Here is an 18,047-nt window from a genome sequence, read left to right as displayed (position 1 = left end):
GATTTCCCCCGCCTTCATTAAATAGGCCGTTCAATCGAAAACTGCTCCCCCAGCTTCGCGTAATCGCTGCCGGCTAGGCGGCTAACCGGCTTCAACGCCTCGGCGTTAATGCGCCCGTTCTCATACAACGCGTCATCCACGTGATAGCGCACAACCCGCCCGATTAATAGGTCGCAGGCCGGCGACGCTTCCGATCCGCCAAGCGGGAGCGCTTGCTCCAGCACGCATTCCATCCGAATTCTCGCTTCTGCTATGCCAGGCACGCTTACGATATCGCTCGCAACAGCTGTCAGCCCGGCCAGCTCCACCTCGCTCTCCTCAGGCGGCAAATTGGCCGCCGTCACATTAATCGCTTCGATGTAGCTCTCGTCCGAGATATGGACAACAAACTCGCCTGCGGCGGCGGCGTTCCGGGCAGTGTCCTTCTGGATACCGCCCGGCTTTCGCTGCACCGATACCGCAACCATCGGCGGATTAGCAGTCACGATATTAAAGAAGCTGAAGGGCGCCGCGTTCAGCACCCCTTCGCTTGATTGCGTCGTAACGAAGGCGATTGGCCTTGGCACAATGCTGCCGATAAGCAGCTTATAATTGTCCTGTACGCTTTGACTGGCTGGATCAATGGATAGCATGGCGGGCACCTCTTTCACAACGATATGTTTGCTTCAATTAGACGTTGAAGGTTTCGTTAAACCAAGCTGCTGCCGCAGCCGCCTCTGAGCTCGTCAGCTGATGGCCAAACCGCTCCCAATGAACCGTAACGGGCGCGCCTGCCGCTTGCAGCAGACGGTCAAGCTCCTCGGTTTCCTGCGGCGTGCAAAGCGGATCGTTCAAGCCTGCGCCGATGAAGCAAGGGACATCTGTAAGATCAGGCAGCTCTAACCCGCGGACCGGCACCATCGGGTGATGCAATATCGCGCCCCGCAGCGTGCCTTGATAATGGAAAAGCAGGCTTCCAGCTATATTCGCTCCGTTGGAATAGCCGACTGCAATAAGATTGCCGCGGTCGAAGCCGTACTCGGTTGCGGCGCTACCCAAAAAATCATTCAGCTCCTTCGTACGGAACACCAAATCCTCAAGGTCGAATATGCCCTCGGCCAGCCGCCGGAAATAACGCGGCATGCCATTCTCCAGCACATTTCCTCTAACGCTGAGTACGGATGAGGCTGGCGATATACGGTCGGCAAGCGGGAGTAAATCCCGCTCGGTGCCTCCCGTTCCATGCAAGAGCAGCAGTACTGGCGCAGCTTGATCCGTTCCTTGTTTGAAAATATGCTTCATCATTTGTCCTCCTCCAATACCCTTATTTCAAATGGTGATAATAATTGCTCGATTTGCGTGCGATGGCCCTCATACCATTCAGGAAGCATCAGCTTCTCGCCGAGACGTGCCGGCTCTTCATCGCGTGCAAAGCCCGGCGGATCAGTCGCAATCTCGAACAATATGCCGCCTGCTTCACGGAAGTAGATCGCTTTAAAATATTGTCTGTCTACGATCGGCGTAGGCTGGAAGCCATTGCTCTCGACATGGCTTCTCCACAGCGCATGCTCCGCATCGTCCTTCGCCCGCCATGCAATATGGTGAACGGTGCCGGCGCCGCCATGACCCGGCTCCATGCTGTCTACATTGACGTCAATCAGGTTGCCCAAATCTCCTGTCGCTTTAAAACGGGCATAGGCGCCTTCTTGTCCGACCTTCTCCAGCCCCATCACATTCACGAGAAGCTCCGCGGTTTGAGCGGGGGCCGTGCTGTACAGTATCGCGCCCCCGAACCCTTTGACCGCTTTACTTGCCGGAATTCCGCCGAACGCCCATTTGCTTTCCGCTCCCTGCTCACGTGCTGCGATTTCGAGCAGCAAGCCGTCCGGATCTGCGAATTGCAGGTACTGCTCGCCAAACCTCGACGTTTGCGTGAAAGTCACATTTAACTTAGCCAGCCGCTCTCTCCAGAAATCGAACGCATCAGCGGGAACAACATAGGTGGTATAGCCGACTTGCCCTCCGCCGACTTTACCTTTGCGCGAATTTTCCCAAGGGAAAAACGTTATGATCGTACCCGGACTTCCGATTTCATTGCCGAAGTACAGATGGTACACCTCAGGGGCATCAAAGTTAATCGTTTTCTTAATCAGGCGCAGGCCAAGCACTCCTGCATAAAAATCTGCCGTAATCTGCGCATTTCTAACAAAAGCAGTTATATGATGAATACCAGCCGTTTGCGTTGTCATATGGTTTACACTCCCTATTTTATATTAGTTCAAAAAGTAATGTAACTAACAAAATCATAGATTAACGGATCAGCGCATCAAGCGAAAATGGACCAGCACCTGTTAAAGCGATACCTATAGCAATGGCTGCGAGGACGAGATTATATTCATAACCGTTTGCAGTCACCCACAATCCGTTCTGTCCATGCACCTTAACGATAGCGACCAGCATCGTCATCACGATCAATGCTGCGGCAAGCGGAGTAAGCAGCCCTGCTGCAAATAATACCCCTCCAACAAGCTCCATCAGCCCGGCAACGATGGCCATTGCTACTCCGGGCTTAACGCCGATCGATTCCAACCAGCCGCCCGTTCCTTTTGGTCCATATCCGCCAAACCAGCCGAACAGCTTCTGTGCGCCATGCCCTACGAACAACAAACCTACAACCAGACGAACGATCAACAATCCCAATGCCATACTCATTTTAAATTCCTCCATTTTTGTTTTTAGTTTTTTATTATATTTTAAAGAATCTTTAATTTAAGATATTAGGCGAGCGTAAACGGCCGATGCCATCCAATTGGCTCCTAAAGCCCGTTTCGCGGTAAAAGATATGCAGCTGCTTCTCATCAGATGCAGCCCGGCTACTTGTAGTGCTCCTGCGCAAACTTTCCCAGCTTCTTGAGCAGCTTGCTTGCCAGCTGCTTTTCTTCAGTCGATAGACCGCTCACCGCTTGCTCTATTGTTTCCTGATGGGCGGGAAACACTTGCTCCACGAACTGCTTGCCTTGATCAGTCAGCTCGGCGTAGATGAGACGTCGATCCTCTGTCGAAGCTCTGCGGCGGACGGCTTGCTTCTTCTCCAGCTTATCGACTACATACGTAATGTTGCCGCTGCTCATAAGCACCTTCTCGCCAATTTGCTGCAAGGGCTGCGGTCCTCTATGGTACAACAGCTCAAGTACCCCAAATTCCGTACGGTTCAAGCCATTTTTACGAATATCGCGATCCGCGTGGGCGTTCACCCATTGGCTCGCTCTAGACAGCGCGATGAAGAGATCTAATGAATCATTTGATTTACGGTTTGTCATGATTATCACTCCCTTCTGCGCTGGATTTATCTTTAAATTAATTATCTTGAATTAAAGATAATATATTTTGAAGCAGCTGTCAACACTTTTTCATAAATGATTTTGTATCAATGAACGATGCTGCAAAACTGCAATTCCGGCTCCAACCGGGAGCCTATGTGCTAACAGCCACCTTTCACACTTACTCACTCGCCGATTGCTTCGATTCATTACTTTATTATAGCTCTCTTCTATAACAACTATTTACCCTCCTTGCTGCTTATACATTTGCCATGATACTTCCGTCGACTAGAGCGGCAGTATATTTGGTTGCAAAAGAGCGCGCTTTCCGCCAAAATCATCCTATAAAGGAGGGACGCGTGACGATGCTGCACATTGTAAACGGAGATTCGGTTGGAACAAAGCTGAAGAAGAACGGTACTCCAGGGGACGTACTCGTTTGGAGAGAAATTTATACGGAGGGCCCCGTATTTACACAGCCGGAGTTGCCTGCAAACCGGGCAGTAAGAGGACAATATTTGGAGCAGGCACTAGGCATACCGCGGCAGGAATGGCGCGCTTCCTCGGAGGCGCAGGAAAAACAGCTGTCGGGCTTTCGGCAATATAACGATATCGTGCTTTGGTTCGAGCATGATCTGTACGACCAAACGATGCTTAGCTGCTTGCTGTATTATTTTTCAGAACAAGCACGGGGCGGCACCAAGCTGCATCTGTTAAGCATCAATCAATATCCAGGCATTCCGATCTTTCACGGCCTAGGCCAGCTTTCTGAAGAGCAGCTGTTTGGCCTGGTCGGCACATGGCAAGTAATAACTGCCGAACAGCTCCTTTTAGGCAAAAAAGCATGGGAAGCATTTACGTCCAAAACTCCCGAAGCGATCGCTGAGCTTCTTCAAGAGGATACCTCTGCGCTTCCTTTCCTGCATGCAGCATTCCGGCTCCATTTGAAGCGATTTCCATCCGTTCAGAACGGCCTTGGCATTATAGAGCAAACAACGATCGAGCTGCTCTTGAGCGGCGTCGATACTCCCTTGCAGCTCTTTCAGCGGACGGGCGACCGCCTATATGGGCTGGGCATGGGCGATATCCAGTATTGGTTATGTTTGCGGCGTCTCTCGGAAGGTCCGCATCCGCTCATTTCGCTTGAAGGCAACGTTAGGATTCCAGGATTGAATGAACCTCCCGAAGCTTTCTTGCATGCAAAAGTAAGTCTAACAGAGCTTGGGGAAAAGGTTGCGGGCAATCATGCCGATTGGACAACGATGAGCGGCATCGATGTATGGTATGGCGGCGTGTGGCTCGAGAGCAGCAGCCCGCTGTGGCGCTGGGATGCCAGCCGCTCAGCGATCGTCCGCGCCTAAGCAGCATACAAGAACAGCCTGCCGATTGCCTCCGAAAGGCTGTTCCCGTAACGCCTATTGCCTACCGCCACCATAATGAGGCCGGATATGCGGCTGCTCGAATGAAGACGGTCTCGCCTATTTTTGGAGTGGAAATCATCGCGTTTCGTTCCTTGGCGGCCTTCACGGCGCGCTCCACTGGGTCCGTCCAATCATGCAGCGCCAGCGTAAATGCGCCCCAGTGAATCGGAATCATAACCTTCCCCCGTACGTCCAAATGGGCTTGTACCGTTTCTTCAGGCATCATATGAATTGCGGCCCAGCGCTCATCGTATTGACCGCACTCCATTAAAGTAAGATCAAACGGACCGTATTTGTCGCCGATTTCTTTAAAATGAGGGCCATAACCGCTGTCGCCGCTAAAAAAGATTTTTGCCGCGCGCCCGTGTATGACCCAGGAGCACCATAGCGTAGCATCGCGGTCCGTAAGGCTTCTTCCGGAAAAATGTCTCGCAGGCGTGCAAGCCAGCTGAAGCCCCTGATAGGAAAACTCCTCCCACCAATCATGCTCCTCTATTTTTGCCGGATCTATTCCCCATTTCACCAAATGAGGCGCAACGCCCAGCGGTACGAAAAACTGCTTCACCTTGTCCTTCAGCTTCACGATCGAACCGTAATCCAGATGATCGTAATGATCATGGGAAATGAGCACGGCATCGACCTCCGGCAGCTGCTCAATCTCGAACGGAAGCTTGTCGCTGAACCGTTTTCCGCCGATAAGCGGGAATGGAGATGGCGCCCTGCCGAACATCGGATCGAGCAGCAAGGTTTTCCCGTCCAGCTGAAGCAATGCGGCGGAATGGCCAAACCATGTGAGCTTGGGCTGCTGCCCCTGTCCAAAATAAACCTTGCTCAGCGGCTCGATCACCACCGGCTTACCCGGCCTCCCCTGCGGATTGCCTTTCATGAACTGGACGAGCAGCTTAAGCTTCTCTACTGCCGTTGTTTCCATAACCGTAGGTATCAGGTTAACAAACTTGCTTTTGGCATAATGCCTCGACCGGCTTAACTGCTCCCGTCTCTCTTTTGTCGGGCTCGCTCCAAAGGCAGGATAATATTGCAGCACCAAATACATGGCGATAACAAGTGCAGCTATGACGCTAATGAATATGAGCATTCCCTCCAACCTCTTCCCTTGTAGCTTTCAAATATAAAAAAACGCTCCGCTTACGAAGCCGTTATGTTCATGCGAAACTGGCCGATCGCGAATTCACGATACATCGCATGACTGGCATACAGCTGCTCATGCGTTCCGACGCCTGTAATGACGCCCTTCTCCAAAAATACGATCGAATCGGCATCAACGACCGTCGATAACCGATGCGCGATCACGACCGTTGTCCGTCCAACCATCAAGTTTTTCAGCGCGTCCTGCACAACCTCCTCCGACTTGCTGTCCAGGTTGGACGTCGCTTCATCGAGCATCAGAATATGCGGGTCCCGCAGCAGCGCCCTCGCAATGGCAATCCGCTGCCGCTGACCGCCGGAGAGCTTAATGCCGCGTTCTCCAACCTCCGTTGCATAGCCGTCCGGCAAAGCCTCGATAAAACCATCTGCATAAGCCATTCGTGCAGCCTGCTCGATTTCCTGCTGCGTGACTTTGCGGTCCAGGCCGTAGCACAAATTATCTTTTATCGTTCCCGCTATAATCGGGCTTTCCTGAGAAACGTAGCCGATCTGACTCCGCCATGAACGCAGCGAAGCATCCCGGATATCCGTCCCTCCAAGCCGGATTGCGCCGGAGGTCGGGTCATAGAACCGCTCCAGCAGCGAGAACAGCGTCGTTTTGCCGCTGCCGCTCGGGCCGACAAGCGCCGTTACTTTTCCCGCTTCGATCGTTAGGCTCACATCTCTCAGGATCGGCTCCTCCGGCTTATAAGCGAAAGACACATGCTCCACCTTAAGCGTCTGATTCATTTCGGTAACCGCATTGCCGGAATCCTGGTCTTCCTCTTCGGCTTCCAAAATGCCAATAATGCTTTCTGTCGCTCCCATTGCCTTCTGAAATTGCGTAAAGAACTGCGAAATTTGCGTAATGGGCAGCATGATTTGGAACAAATACATGATGAATGCAACTAATTCGCCCGCTGTCATGGCGCCTGAAGATACCTGCACGCCGCCAAAGCCGATCAGGCAAACGAGCAGCAATAAAATAATAAACGATACGATCGGTGATATAAGCGCCTGCATGCGGGCTTCCTTCAAGCCGAAGCCAAACAAATTTTGAATGCCGGCACGTCCCTGTTCAAATTCGACGGGCTCGGAGCCTGACGCCTTCACCAAACGAATTTCAGATACAACGCGGTTGATGACAGAGGTAAAACGGGCGTTCTCCTCCTGCGTCGACTTGGAGATGCTGTACATTTTGCGGCCGATCGGCACCATGATTAAAGCGGCAACCGGGAATACGGTAAGCATGATAATCGTCATTTGCCAGTTCATATAGAACAAAATCGACAATGCGCCGATAATGGATAAAATACCTGTGAAAAAACCGGTCACATGCTCGGTAATGAGACCCTTCAGCAGCGCCGTGTCGTTCGTCAGACGGCTAATCGTATCGCCGGACGATTTGTTGTCATAATACGGAACCGGCAGGCGCAGCAGCTTGCTCCACAACCGCTCGCGAATGGACGATACGATTTTATTGCCGCTGTAGTGCAGCAAGTAAACGGAGATGCCTCCTGACACGACCTGGGCTATAAAAGCTGCCGCCATCAAAGCGATCTGAGCCGTGCTTAATGAGCCAAGCGAAAATCCGTTAACCATATTTTTCGTAAATAACGGGATCGTAAGTCCAACCAGCGTCGTAATGACGCTCAGAATAACCGCCACGGAAAGCAGCGCCTTCGGAGGATTCGTCTCCATAATAAGTGCTATAAACCGCTTCACCTTACTCTTTTTATCCTTCACCCGATCTTCACTCCTGCCTCTCTATTCTCTCCACCACGTTTCCTGCTTTACCTTACCTGTTTAAACGGAATTTAAACGATGATACATTTAAGGGAAAGATACTTCTCTAGATGCTATACGCAGATAAACGAAGCGCGGCTCATTAAAGAAAGAAGCTGTCTCCACTTTAACACTGGATATTTCGACCATGTTTGCTTTCGGCCCAAAAAAATAGACTGCCGAAGCCACGCTCGACAGTCCGATTCTAACTTGAATTCATTGTGGTTTTTCAATTCTGATGAGTAGACCCATTCGCCCTCTTTTGCAGCATTATCAATCATTCATCTGCCCCAGTAGTTTTCTCTCTTCTCCGCTAAGAAACGGATGCCCTCTTCTACGAATGTAGCGCTGTCAGGAGCCAATTGTCTCCATACCCCGCCTCCTTCAAAATCAATCACACACTCCAAGGATGCATACCCCTTATAATCGATCTCTCTTAATGCGCGAAACACGCCGTCCCAATCCAGATGCCCCGTACCAGGGATTCCCCAATCATTTTCATTCAGGTGAATATGGCCCAAATCTTTTCCTGCATCTCTTACAGCACCTGACAAGCTTTTTTCTTCAATGTTCATATGATAAGTGTCCAGATGAATCTTAACGTTTGGTTCGCCAATCATATGCTTCAATGCAAGAGCCTGCTTGCATGTATTGACCATGAAAGTCTCATGACGGTTAATCGGTTCAATCCCAATAGTGACACCCAGCTCGCCGGCATACCGTGCCACTTCCTTTAATTGTACCGCTACCATTTGAATCAACTCTTCCGAAGGCCTAGCAGGATGGGATTTAAGATGAAGTCCATAAATCACTCCTGAGAAGAAATTCGCCCCAATCTCACTCGTATACTGGACGCACTGCTTCAAGTAGTCGGTTCCAGCAGCACGGACCTTTGGATCGAAGTTGGTAATATCATGTTCCGGACTTATAATTAAGGTGGAAGTGACGGCTTCCAAACCGGCCGCCCGCAGCTTATCCCTTGTGGCTTTCACGTTGAAGCCATCCAGATTCATAAGAGGGATTTCGATAAAATCAAGTCCCATGGCTTTGACCCGGTCAATCGTATACAAGGCCGAGTTATCCCAATTTCTGCACCAAGCCATTGCGTGTATCCCTAATTTCATGAATATCGCCGTCCTTTCGCATCCTAAATCTTTTTAACAAATTCAGATTTTAACTTCATAGCTCCGAAGCTGTCAATTTTGCAATCAATATCATGATCGCCATCAATCAATCGTATGTTTTTTACTTTTGTGCCTATTTTTATGACTAATGAACTTCCTTTTACTTTCAGGTCCTTGATTACCGTTACGGAATCACCATCGTTTAAAACATTTCCGTTTGCATCTTTAATAATCCTTTTATCCTCATCATTTCCGGAATCTGATTCTAAATTCCATTCATGAGCGCACTCCGGGCAGACAAAAAGATTTCCATCTTCATAAGTATATTCTGAATGACATTCCGGGCAATTTGGCAAATTAGACATTTTTTATGTCCTCCCATTCGTTATTGGACTTTTGGATACACCAGGTTGTCATGCAGCGCTTACCCGCTACGATGACGGTTTTGAGCGGCTCGAATAACTGGCCCTTTAGCTGCGCAGTCATACTCAAAAGACGCTCGTCATTCACGAGAAAACGTCTGCTTCCATCAGGAAGCAGATATCGCTCATCTCCAAGCGGCTGTATGCTGGATTCCATTCCAGTGGAAGATGCCAAACGTGCGAATAGCCGCCCGCCGGGCTTCAATACGCGCCAAAGCTCGTGAACCATTTGGTCAAAATGCTCCTCATGTTCCGCGAAATGCAGCACCGCGCTGCTGATGATAAAATCAAAGCTTTCATCCGCAAAGCTCATTTGCTCGACAGCTTCTATGCGCGCCTGGGCGGTCGACCAGACTGGCGCAATGGCAGAAGCAAGCTTCCGCACCTCCTGAATGGCAGCCTCCGAGCGGTCGACCGCATACACCTCATAGCCGCTGCGAAGCAAATAGGTTATATTTCGCCCCGAACCGCAGCCTGCATCAAGGATGCGCATCGCCTGTGTGATCCGTCCTTTCAGCAGCTGGTCAAATAAATAAATATCGATGTCGCCAAACTGCTCCCTCAGTTCATTTACCATCAAATCGGCCCCTTTCCGCGAAGAATTCAAGCTGCGTAAATATTTATTACACAGCCATATCCACACCCCGGCTGGAATATGTGTATAAATGACCCCTAATAATCGATACTTTGGCATCGTTTTTGAGCTTTGCGGCGAAAAAAGATATCCACATGGGGATAACTAATTTTCTTGGCCGAATAGTAGCCGGCTTAAGCTTTCTGCCCTCTGCGGACTTTAAGCTGCTTGCCCTTAATCGTCGTATTTTTCATAATCTCCAGCACGAGCGGTCCTTTTCCGTTCAAAATTTCCACATCGGTAACGTTATCCAATATGGTAATGATGCCGATATCATCCGCGGATACACCTTCTATTTTGGCGATCGTACCGACAAAATCTACCGCTCTCAGCTTCTTCTTCTTGCCGCCGTTAAAATTAAGCTTCATGATCTGCTTATTCAACTGCTCACGCTTATCTTTTTTAAGTACGGGACCGACATTGATTTTTTGCTCAAAATCCTCCCGGCGAAGATCAACCGCTTCTTCCGAGGGAGCTGACGCTTTATGAATGCTGAAGCCGATGTACTCCTCAATTTCGGATAACCGTCTGCTGTCCTTTGGCGCTGCGAACGTGATCGCTTTTCCTGCAAGGCCTGCTCGTCCCGTTCTGCCCGTGCGATGGACGTAGCTTTCCTTATCGAGCGGAATATCGAAGTTGATGACATGCGTAATATTCGTAATATCGATGCCTCTTGCCGCTACATCCGTCGCAATCAAATAGCGGAACTGCCCTCTGCGGAACGCGTTCATCACCTCAAACCGCTCAGCCTGCTCCATCCCGCCGTGAATGCGGTCGCATGGATATTCAAGCTCAGCCATCTGGCGGAACACCTGATCCACGTTCTCCTGCGTCCGGCAAAATATAATGCAGCTATCGGGGCTTTCAACAATCATAACATCTTGAAGCAGAGCAAACTTGTCCGCTTCCTTTACTTCAATAACCGAGTGCTTGATCGTTGCTGTCGTTAACCCCGCAGCTTTAATCTCAACATGAACGGGGTCGTTCATATACTGACGCGCCAGCTTAGCTACATCCTCAGGGAACGTAGCGGAGAAAAGCATCGTCACTCTGTCCCTCGGAAGCTGCTGGATAATGGCCTGCACCTGCTCGATAAAGCCCATATTCAGCATTTCATCCGCTTCATCGATCACCAAATATTTTATTCGCTCCACAGCGAGCGTTCCCCGTTCTATATGATCGTGCACTCGTCCGGGCGTCCCTACAACCATATGCGTTCTCTGTTTTAGCTCAGCCTTCTGGATATGGAATGGCGCTTTGCCATATACCGCCATCGCTTTAATCCGCTTGAACCGTCCAATATTGGTGATGTCCTCGTTTACTTGAAGCGCGAGCTCCCTTGTTGGCGTTAAAACGAGTACCTGCGGCTTATTTTCATTCCAATCGACCAGCTCGCATAACGGAATGCCGTAGGCTGCCGTCTTGCCGCTGCCGGTTTGTGATTTGACGACAAGATCCTTCTGCTGAAGCGCCACGGGAATAACCTCGCGTTGAACCTCGGTTGGCGTTTCGTACGCCAGGCTTTCCAATGCCCGAACGATTTCCGTACTTAAAGAAAAATCCGCAAACTTTATTTCACTCATCAATTTACCTCTTCTGCAAGTTATTCGTTCTTTTAATCGTATCCTTAAGAATAGCATATTAACTAATCTTTGCATGCATAAACCTCGCCTGCTTAGCAGGTTAAGTCACATTACTGCATTTGTCGAAGAAATGCGGTACTACAAAAAGTGAGTACTAGTTGGCTTTGGAATAGGTCACTATAATTTAAGACATACCAACAAGAAAGGCATGTGAGTGCAATGCTACGGTTAAACGTTACGCGTGTCGGCTTCCTAATGGGCGTATCCCTGCTGCTCGCTTCCATCATCTACTTCTTCGCTGCCAATTGGGGCGGCCTCGGCCGCGCCGACAAAATTCTCGCCTCCGCAGGCATTATGGTTCTGTTCTATGGCGCAGCTTTTATTTTCTCGAAAATGAAATTCATGCTTGGCCATCACTCCTTTCTGTCCGCGATCTTTCTGGTCGGGGGCTGCATTTCGTTCGGCGCGGCCGTTGCCCTGCTGAACCAAATCTATAATTCGCATGCCGATACCTATGAGCTGTTCCTCGTATGGTCGATTCCGGCGCTGCTGCTTGCTTTTATTACCCGCTTTAATCCGTTCTACTTACTGGCTTATGCGCTCGTTCATCTGACCATGTGGCAGTATTTTTTCCCGTCCTCCCTCTATATCGTTCACAGCGACAGTGAAATTTTGCTGATCGGCTGCTTGATCGCCCTAATCAATCTCATCCTGTTCGCCCTGATTGAAGCGAAGCTTCTCAAGTCAGCTCCGCTGAAGCTCGTTAGCTTTATTATTTTCCATATTTCCCTGCTCGTCTTAACGAATTCCACCCAGTACGAGCTGTATGGCGCGTGGATGAACATTCCCTGCGCGGCTGCCATTGCGTTTGGCTTCTATTATTTTACCCGAGTGCGTCTGGATAAAATCATGCTTACGCTTAACGCGCTTGCCGCATCCGCCTTCGCCGTTTTCAAATTTTTAGAGCTGATGTCCGAGCATGCTTCCACCTCATTTTTTATTTTCGGACTCGTCTTTGTCGCTTTATTGCTGACGGGCAACGTCTTTTTCTTCCGCTGCCTGTACAAGCTCGGCCAACCAGCCGCAGATGCTGGAGAGCAAGCCCCCGAGGCGCAAGCAGAAGCCCTTAAGAGCGCCCTTGTAGGCAAAATCGTCTCCACTATCGTGACCGTTATTGGCGTCCTGATTGGCAGCATCTCATTGGTAGGCTTGGTGTTCATGGCATCCGATGCGATAGAGCCTCAGTACACGCTGTTTGTCATCTCCCTGCTGTTCATTATTCCCGTTCTATTGCTGCGCCGTATAAATGCCGTTATTCGTTATACGGTGCTTACGATCGGATACGCAGCCGGAATGATCGCAATCGGATGGATAGAAATGGCAAGCTTATCCTTGCTCTTCTTAGCTGTGTCTGTTGCGGGCTGGTTTAGCTTCCATGGACGAGTACAGCATCTCTTTATTTATTCGCTGATCAATCTCAATATCGCGATTGTTCTGTTCCAGCTGTTCGAATCGGTTCAGCTTGCCCCTTCCTTCATCGTATTTATTTTAACGATGCTGAATGCAGTCATTTATGCAAGCCACCACCTGCTTCACGAAGGCGCGATCAGGCAGCATGTGCGGGAATGCGGTTTGTTCTATACACTGCTCTTTCTCTTCTGGCTTACCTTCATGGATGATATTTTCCCGTATTCGTACGAGCTGTTCAATTTTGTGAACTTTATTGCCGTGACCGTCTTAGCCTTCCTGTTTGTTCGCCGCAATCAAGTGCTGGAGGCTTCTTTGAGCCTCGTTTTCTGGTTCGTATTTCTGGCGTTCAAATATTACGACTTGTTCTGGACGCTGCTGCACAAGTCGATTACGCTCGCTCTGCTCGGCGTTATCGCGATTGCGGTTACTTATATTTTCGCTTTCCGGACGCGTGCCGGAGTACCCGAAGACACGGATGCGTACAGCCGATTGCTGCATAAAAGCCCTGTCCTGATCGTCATCGTCATTTTTCTGCAGCTCGTGTATGTCGGCTACCATGCCGCAGCAAGCGAGGCCTTGCTCTCAAAAGGCACTGAGGTTAAGCTGGCGATTGAGCCGCTTGATCCCAGATCTCTGCTGCAGGGCGATTATGTAAGAATCAATTACAGCATTTCGACGCCGCCAGCTAGCGTAGCCAAGGAATTAGAGTCGCGCCGCAGCCTCAGCCGGATCAAGATCGTGCTTCGCCAGGGCGATAACGGAGTTTATGTATTTGACCGTTTATATAAAAGCGGAGAAGCGCTAACGGACAAAGAAATCATCATTAATGGTTCATCAAGCGGCTGGCAAAGCATCTACTACGGCATTGAAACGTACTTTGTTCCCGAGGGCACTGGTACCGAAACCGAACAAAACGCCCGCTTTGCCTATGTGAAGGTGGGTGCGACAGGCGATGCGCTGCTTGAGAAATTAAGCAAGGAGTAGCGCCGGCTATTCCTCACATGAGAAAAAAAATAGCAGGACGTATGCAGCAAACCATGCTGCATACGTCCTGCTATTTTCATTAATTCGCCAGCTTGATAAGCTCTGGAAACTCCTCCAAGTAACCGTTTCGCTCCAGCTCTCTCAATGCCCTGCGAATGCTTTGCTCGTCTTCACCAGACTGATCAGAGAGCATCAGCAGCTCGGACAGCGTAATATCTCGATGCTCCTTGCAATAGGTGAGCAGCCCCTTCGCCGCCCATGATAAGCGGTCATCCTGGAACTCTCCGATCATTTTGCGGAACAATTTATGTGGGATTAGCTGTTCGTTAACTAGTGCTTGCATCGCTTTAATCGCATGCTTGGTTGACATGCGGCCTTTCTTGGCAATCTCGTCTATCGTGAGTGATGTGGAATCTGCAGTGCTTGAGCTAAGCACGATATAAATCATTTGCGAATAGATATCCAAGTTCGGGTTATAAAAAATCTCTGTGGAAACCGTAAAGTTGCGTATGCTGCTAGGCGTTAGTTCAGTTGTCATATTTTTGCACTCCCTTCCGATTGGTCTCTACCATGTCACTATCATAATAAAGGTTCGGATAACGGGTTTCAATTTAGGCTTTATTAGAAAAAGTTAATGGAAGCCGGACTGCCCTGCCCACAAAGCAAAATATATGCAGCACTATTTGTTTTTATCAGCATAAACAGCCATCGCGTCGCGCATAAACAAGGCTAAGCCTTCTCCAAATTTATCGATATTTTTCGTAAAGCGCGCGTCATCGACATACATTTGCCCCAGCCCCTTGAACGCTTCGAGCGAGTAACTGCCCATTTGGTTCAGAAGGATAAACCATTCCTTAATGGCAGCTTGCGAATGCACTGACTCCGGAGAATCGCTTCTAAGCGCTGCAAGCTTAGCGTAGATCGCGTTCATGCTTCCCGCCAGTTCCTCCTGCTCCTGCATCGTCATTTTGCCCAGCTTGGCATTTGATTGGTCTACTGCCTCATCTCCCCAGCGTTCACGCGCCTCTTGCTCATAGGGGCTGCTGCTGAAATCAAAGCCTTCGAATTTCTGTTCATTTGTCATTTCGATTTCTCCTCTCGCGTGCTGAATCGTCCGATCGATCGTTAAAATCATTTGCTCCAGCTGGCGCCGTTTATCCTGAAGCATTCTGCGGTGCAGCTGCAGCGCCTCCACCCGGTTAAAGGCAGGACTGCTGACGATTTCTTTAATTTTTTTCAAGGGATAGCCCAGCTCTCGAAAAAACAAAATTTGCTGCAGCATCTCTAAATTTTGATCAGAGTAGAGACGATAGCCGGATTCCGTTATTTTCTCTGGTTTAAGCAGTCCGATCTCATCGTAATGATGCAGCGTGCGCACACTGATCCCGACCAAACCGGCAACCTCCTTTACCTTCATCGCTGTCAAACCTCCCTTAATGAAACTATAAAGGATCACGCAACGTGAGAGTCAATACGAAAAATACAAATTCAATATTTGTCCAAATCGATCCGTCCATCCCGGTTGCCACGCTCTCCCCGTTTAATAACTTTTTGGGTAAAAGGCTGCATGTGGCTCAAAAACCCCTTAATATCTACAAAATGCATCCAATTACTCGTCTACAACGACAAAACGCAACATTTTTTAAGAAAAGTTATAAATTTCTTTTTATCTTTTGACCAAAACGATGTAGAATAGAAGCAAAGGGTTTAAATCCGATTACGTCATACTCGCTATAACATTTCTCCTTGCCGAGGCAAGGATCAGTCTGTGAAATTGTGCACAAACATTTTTTTCAAAAACTATGTGAAAAGTGTAACAATCTTTCAGGGGTACATCGGTACCGTTAGCGGCTGACTCAATTGAGACAACAACTCACTTTCAAATTTACGCAAAGGAGGACATTCTATTATGTCACAACCATCTGCTGGACAAGAGGTCGCAGCAAGCCTCGTTGAAGAAAAACAAACGTTGGATGTACTCGATCAGTTAATGAAGCCGGAGGTTCAACAGTCGCTGACTGTGCTCGTGGATAACCTTCCTAAATTAGCCGAAATGGTTACGCTAATGACCAAAGCTTATGATTTCGCACAGAACATCGCTACAGACAAAGTGTTGATTAACGATTTCGCTCAAGGTATCGGTGAATTCGTCAAACCGGTTCAAGAGAAAGCAAAAGGTATCGCAGCAGCGGCTATTGAAGCTGGCGAGCGCTCGCAAGAAGCTGCCGGTTCCACTGTTGGCCTTTTCGCGATGTTAAAGATGCTGAAGGATCCGGAAGTTCAAAAAACACTGCGCTTTGCGCAAGCTTTCTTAAGCGTACTGTCTGAACGGAAAAACGAAAAAGCATAAAACACTGATTACGCAAAGAACGAATGGAGGATGAACATGTCGAAGCAAATTTTAATCCTTGGTGGCGGTTATGGCGGTCTTCTTACTGCACTAACAGCACGCAAGCACTTGTCGGCAGCAGAAGCAAGCATCACAATCGTTAACCGTTTTCCAACCCACCAAATCATTACCGAGCTGCACAGACTTGCAGGGGACACGATCGCTGAGCAAGCGGTTGCTCTCCCGCTGAGCAAGCTTCTAGGCGACAAGCAAGTAAATATTATCGTTGATTCGGTAAAAGAAATTAAACCTAACGAAAAGAAAGTCGTTCTTGAAAGCGGGCAAGTACAAAAGTACGACACGCTTGTCGTTGCGCTTGGCAGCGAAACGAACTACTTTGGCATTCCTGGTCTGGAAGAGAACAGTCTTGTGCTTAAATCCGTTGCTGATGCTAACCGCATCCGCCAGCATGTTGAGGCTCGCCTTGACGCTTACAAAAAATCAGGCAAAAAAGCTGACGCAACAATCGTTGTGGGCGGCGGAGGCTTGACTGGCGTTGAGCTAGTCGGCGAATTCGCTGACAAACTGCCAGAGATTTGCCGCAGCAAAGGAATCGACTTCAAGGACATTTCGCTATATTGCGTAGAAGCAGGCCCTGCCGTTCTGCCAATCTTCCCGAAAGTATTGATCGACCGTGCCGTAACAAGCCTGGAGAAACGCGGCGTTAACTTCATTACGAACGTAGCGATTACCGAAGCAACTAAAAGCGCCGTATCGCTTAAAGACGGACGCACGATCGAATCCAGCACAATCATCTGGACCGGCGGCGTAAAAGGCAATCCGGTTGTCGGCAGCAGCGGCCTTGCAGAGGACCGCGGCCGTTCAACCGTTACGCCAACTCTTCAATCTACTTCGCATTCCGATGTTTTCCTTGCCGGCGACTGCGCAGTGGTATTCCCAGAGGGCGGCGAGCGTCCTTACCCGCCAACAGCTCAGCTTGCATGGCAAATGGGTGAAACGGTAGGCTACAACCTGGCAGCTCAAATGAAGGGCGGTGCTATGGAAAAGTTCGTGCCGGTATTCTCCGGAACGCTTGGAAGCCTTGGCCGCAAAGACGGCGTTGGCACAATCGGCGGCAACTCGACACAGCTGAAAGGCTTGCCTGCATCCTTGATGAAGGAAGCAAGTAACGTTCGCTACCTGTCGCATATCCACGGTCTATTCGCACTTGCGTACTAATAAGTACCAATAAAAAGAGGAGGGCAGCCTGCCCTCCTCTTTTTATTGATCAGCTCTTCAAATATAAAACTGCTTCTCGTAACACAAAACACTTCTAAGTATTACAAAGAAACACTAGGTAGTTCTTCGTGTTATTAAGTATCGTTTAGTATCACTAGGTATTACCTTTCGTAATAACACTTAGCCTTATACGTAAATAAATACGCATTAGCTCCACGCTTCAATATCATCATCATCTATTTCTTCATCGATAACCGGCTCGAAAGCAGGAGCAGCAGGCGCTTCTTCCGCGATCTCCACATCCTTCGCGTCTTCCGCCGCTGCCGCCATCTGCTCCATACCCGCTGCGTGGGGGCGATATTCGCTTGGTTGCTGTAAGGCCGGTGAGCCCTGAAGCATATTCCTCTCCATCGGGACAAAAGCCTGCAAATTCCGAACGCCGTTTAACATAATTTCATTTTCCACCAAGTAACGAAGAGAATCCATCAGATTGGTTTGCATATTCAGCCATTGCATCACCAAAGGATCCTCTGTTTTTTTCGTTTTTAAGCTAATATTGTCACCGGGCAGCTTTGTTTTTTTCATTCGAGTCACCTACCAGAATCCGTTAG

At 49.2% G+C, this 18,047-nt stretch carries 18 protein-coding genes; 4 read left to right on the top strand and 14 right to left on the bottom strand.

Going from position 1 to position 18,047, the window contains the following annotated elements; translation table 11 throughout:
• Positions 1-17 precede the first annotated feature (17 nt).
• The 5 genes from ASG81_RS02280 to ASG81_RS02260 form a co-directional block, all read right to left on the bottom strand.
• A complete protein-coding gene (locus ASG81_RS02280; RefSeq protein ID WP_056628576.1) occupies positions 18-632 on the bottom strand; it encodes a flavin reductase family protein in 615 nt (204 codons plus the stop codon).
• A gap of 37 nt (positions 633-669) precedes the next feature.
• The gene (locus ASG81_RS02275) at positions 670-1,281 is read right to left on the bottom strand and encodes an alpha/beta hydrolase (RefSeq protein WP_056628573.1); all 612 of its coding nucleotides are present in this window, start codon (positions 1,279-1,281) and stop codon (positions 670-672) included.
• Positions 1,281-2,228 carry a ring-cleaving dioxygenase gene (locus ASG81_RS02270; protein ID WP_056628570.1) on the bottom strand — a complete coding sequence of 316 codons (948 nt, stop codon included), beginning with the start codon at positions 2,226-2,228 and terminating at the stop codon, positions 1,281-1,283. The genes ASG81_RS02275 and ASG81_RS02270 overlap by 1 nt, the downstream gene beginning before the upstream one ends.
• A gap of 61 nt (positions 2,229-2,289) precedes the next feature.
• Complete coding sequence (locus ASG81_RS02265) at positions 2,290-2,691, bottom strand: DoxX family protein (protein ID WP_056628567.1); 402 nt, start codon at positions 2,689-2,691, stop codon at positions 2,290-2,292.
• Positions 2,692-2,852: 161 nt separating this feature from the next.
• Positions 2,853-3,299 (bottom strand): MarR family winged helix-turn-helix transcriptional regulator, encoded by a 447-nt coding sequence (locus ASG81_RS02260; RefSeq protein WP_056628564.1) that lies wholly within the window; start codon positions 3,297-3,299, stop codon positions 2,853-2,855.
• Positions 3,300-3,664: 365 nt separating this feature from the next.
• Between ASG81_RS02260 and ASG81_RS02255 the strand changes: the two genes are divergently transcribed.
• Positions 3,665-4,660, top strand: coding sequence for a DUF1835 domain-containing protein (locus ASG81_RS02255; protein ID WP_056628560.1), 996 nt, complete (start codon positions 3,665-3,667; stop codon positions 4,658-4,660).
• A 61-nt stretch (positions 4,661-4,721) separates the two neighbouring features.
• On the opposite strand, the gene ASG81_RS02250 is transcribed toward ASG81_RS02255, so the two are convergent.
• From ASG81_RS02250 to ASG81_RS02225, 6 genes are all read right to left on the bottom strand, one after another.
• The gene (locus ASG81_RS02250; protein ID WP_442952799.1) at positions 4,722-5,651 is read right to left on the bottom strand and encodes an MBL fold metallo-hydrolase; all 930 of its coding nucleotides are present in this window, start codon (positions 5,649-5,651) and stop codon (positions 4,722-4,724) included.
• A 215-nt stretch (positions 5,652-5,866) separates the two neighbouring features.
• Positions 5,867-7,567, bottom strand: coding sequence for an ABC transporter ATP-binding protein (locus tag ASG81_RS02245; RefSeq protein ID WP_056628859.1), 1,701 nt, complete (start codon positions 7,565-7,567; stop codon positions 5,867-5,869).
• Between the two features lie 365 nt (positions 7,568-7,932).
• Positions 7,933-8,775, bottom strand: coding sequence for a sugar phosphate isomerase/epimerase family protein (locus ASG81_RS02240; RefSeq protein ID WP_056628554.1), 843 nt, complete (start codon positions 8,773-8,775; stop codon positions 7,933-7,935).
• 23 nt (positions 8,776-8,798) lie between these two features.
• On the bottom strand, positions 8,799-9,140 hold the full coding sequence (locus ASG81_RS02235) for a zinc ribbon domain-containing protein YjdM (RefSeq protein WP_056628552.1): 342 nt from the start codon (positions 9,138-9,140) through the stop codon (positions 8,799-8,801).
• The gene (locus ASG81_RS02230; protein ID WP_056628548.1) at positions 9,133-9,774 is read right to left on the bottom strand and encodes a class I SAM-dependent methyltransferase; all 642 of its coding nucleotides are present in this window, start codon (positions 9,772-9,774) and stop codon (positions 9,133-9,135) included. Before ASG81_RS02230 ends, ASG81_RS02235 begins: the two co-directional genes overlap by 8 nt.
• Before the next feature lie 191 nt (positions 9,775-9,965).
• Positions 9,966-11,414, bottom strand: coding sequence for a DEAD/DEAH box helicase (locus ASG81_RS02225; RefSeq protein WP_056628546.1), 1,449 nt, complete (start codon positions 11,412-11,414; stop codon positions 9,966-9,968).
• Between the two features lie 219 nt (positions 11,415-11,633).
• On the opposite strand from ASG81_RS02225, the gene ASG81_RS02220 reads away from it, so the two are divergent.
• Positions 11,634-13,868: a GDYXXLXY domain-containing protein gene (locus ASG81_RS02220; protein ID WP_056628543.1), complete on the top strand. Its 2,235-nt coding sequence runs from the start codon at positions 11,634-11,636 to the stop codon at positions 13,866-13,868.
• A gap of 79 nt (positions 13,869-13,947) precedes the next feature.
• Here the strand turns inward: ASG81_RS02220 and ASG81_RS02215 are convergent, their stop codons facing one another.
• Both ASG81_RS02215 and ASG81_RS02210 read right to left on the bottom strand, forming a co-directional pair.
• Entirely contained in the window at positions 13,948-14,406 is a 459-nt protein-coding gene (locus ASG81_RS02215) for a hypothetical protein (protein WP_056628540.1), read from the bottom strand.
• A 141-nt stretch (positions 14,407-14,547) separates the two neighbouring features.
• Positions 14,548-15,285 (bottom strand): MerR family transcriptional regulator, encoded by a 738-nt coding sequence (locus tag ASG81_RS02210; RefSeq protein ID WP_056628536.1) that lies wholly within the window; start codon positions 15,283-15,285, stop codon positions 14,548-14,550.
• A 492-nt stretch (positions 15,286-15,777) separates the two neighbouring features.
• Here ASG81_RS02210 and ASG81_RS02205 point away from each other — a divergent pair, with 492 nt between their 5' ends.
• A complete protein-coding gene (locus tag ASG81_RS02205; RefSeq protein ID WP_056628533.1) occupies positions 15,778-16,218 on the top strand; it encodes a DUF1641 domain-containing protein in 441 nt (146 codons plus the stop codon).
• Positions 16,219-16,254: 36 nt separating this feature from the next.
• Positions 16,255-17,436 carry an NAD(P)/FAD-dependent oxidoreductase gene (locus ASG81_RS02200; RefSeq protein WP_056628530.1) on the top strand — a complete coding sequence of 394 codons (1,182 nt, stop codon included), beginning with the start codon at positions 16,255-16,257 and terminating at the stop codon, positions 17,434-17,436.
• A 207-nt stretch (positions 17,437-17,643) separates the two neighbouring features.
• Here the strand turns inward: ASG81_RS02200 and ASG81_RS02195 are convergent, their stop codons facing one another.
• Complete coding sequence (locus tag ASG81_RS02195) at positions 17,644-18,021, bottom strand: hypothetical protein (protein WP_056628528.1); 378 nt, start codon at positions 18,019-18,021, stop codon at positions 17,644-17,646.
• Positions 18,022-18,047 lie beyond the last annotated feature (26 nt).

The sequence above is a fragment of the Paenibacillus sp. Soil522 genome, from assembly GCF_001428245.1.
Lineage (GTDB): Bacteria > Bacillota > Bacilli > Paenibacillales > Paenibacillaceae > Pristimantibacillus.
This window is presented reverse-complemented; position numbering and strand designations above follow the sequence as displayed.

Bases quoted from the DNA above. Each gene is read 5' to 3' on its own strand.
- ASG81_RS02280 (WP_056628576.1), bottom strand. From the start codon at position 632: ATGCTATCCATTGATCCAGCCAGTCAAAGCGTACAGGACAATTATAAG.
- ASG81_RS02275 (WP_056628573.1), bottom strand. From the start codon at position 1,281: ATGAAGCATATTTTCAAACAAGGAACGGATCAAGCTGCGCCAGTACTG.
- ASG81_RS02270 (WP_056628570.1), bottom strand. From the start codon at position 2,228: ATGACAACGCAAACGGCTGGTATTCATCATATAACTGCTTTTGTTAGA.
- ASG81_RS02265 (WP_056628567.1), bottom strand. From the start codon at position 2,691: ATGAGTATGGCATTGGGATTGTTGATCGTTCGTCTGGTTGTAGGTTTG.
- ASG81_RS02260 (WP_056628564.1), bottom strand. From the start codon at position 3,299: ATGACAAACCGTAAATCAAATGATTCATTAGATCTCTTCATCGCGCTG.
- ASG81_RS02255 (WP_056628560.1), top strand. From the start codon at position 3,665: ATGCTGCACATTGTAAACGGAGATTCGGTTGGAACAAAGCTGAAGAAG.
- ASG81_RS02250 (WP_442952799.1), bottom strand. From the start codon at position 5,651: ATGGAAACAACGGCAGTAGAGAAGCTTAAGCTGCTCGTCCAGTTCATG.
- ASG81_RS02245 (WP_056628859.1), bottom strand. From the start codon at position 7,567: ATGGAGACGAATCCTCCGAAGGCGCTGCTTTCCGTGGCGGTTATTCTG.
- ASG81_RS02240 (WP_056628554.1), bottom strand. From the start codon at position 8,775: ATGAAATTAGGGATACACGCAATGGCTTGGTGCAGAAATTGGGATAAC.
- ASG81_RS02235 (WP_056628552.1), bottom strand. From the start codon at position 9,140: ATGTCTAATTTGCCAAATTGCCCGGAATGTCATTCAGAATATACTTAT.
- ASG81_RS02230 (WP_056628548.1), bottom strand. From the start codon at position 9,774: ATGGTAAATGAACTGAGGGAGCAGTTTGGCGACATCGATATTTATTTA.
- ASG81_RS02225 (WP_056628546.1), bottom strand. From the start codon at position 11,414: ATGAGTGAAATAAAGTTTGCGGATTTTTCTTTAAGTACGGAAATCGTT.
- ASG81_RS02220 (WP_056628543.1), top strand. From the start codon at position 11,634: ATGCTACGGTTAAACGTTACGCGTGTCGGCTTCCTAATGGGCGTATCC.
- ASG81_RS02215 (WP_056628540.1), bottom strand. From the start codon at position 14,406: ATGACAACTGAACTAACGCCTAGCAGCATACGCAACTTTACGGTTTCC.
- ASG81_RS02210 (WP_056628536.1), bottom strand. From the start codon at position 15,285: ATGAAGGTAAAGGAGGTTGCCGGTTTGGTCGGGATCAGTGTGCGCACG.
- ASG81_RS02205 (WP_056628533.1), top strand. From the start codon at position 15,778: ATGTCACAACCATCTGCTGGACAAGAGGTCGCAGCAAGCCTCGTTGAA.
- ASG81_RS02200 (WP_056628530.1), top strand. From the start codon at position 16,255: ATGTCGAAGCAAATTTTAATCCTTGGTGGCGGTTATGGCGGTCTTCTT.
- ASG81_RS02195 (WP_056628528.1), bottom strand. From the start codon at position 18,021: ATGAAAAAAACAAAGCTGCCCGGTGACAATATTAGCTTAAAAACGAAA.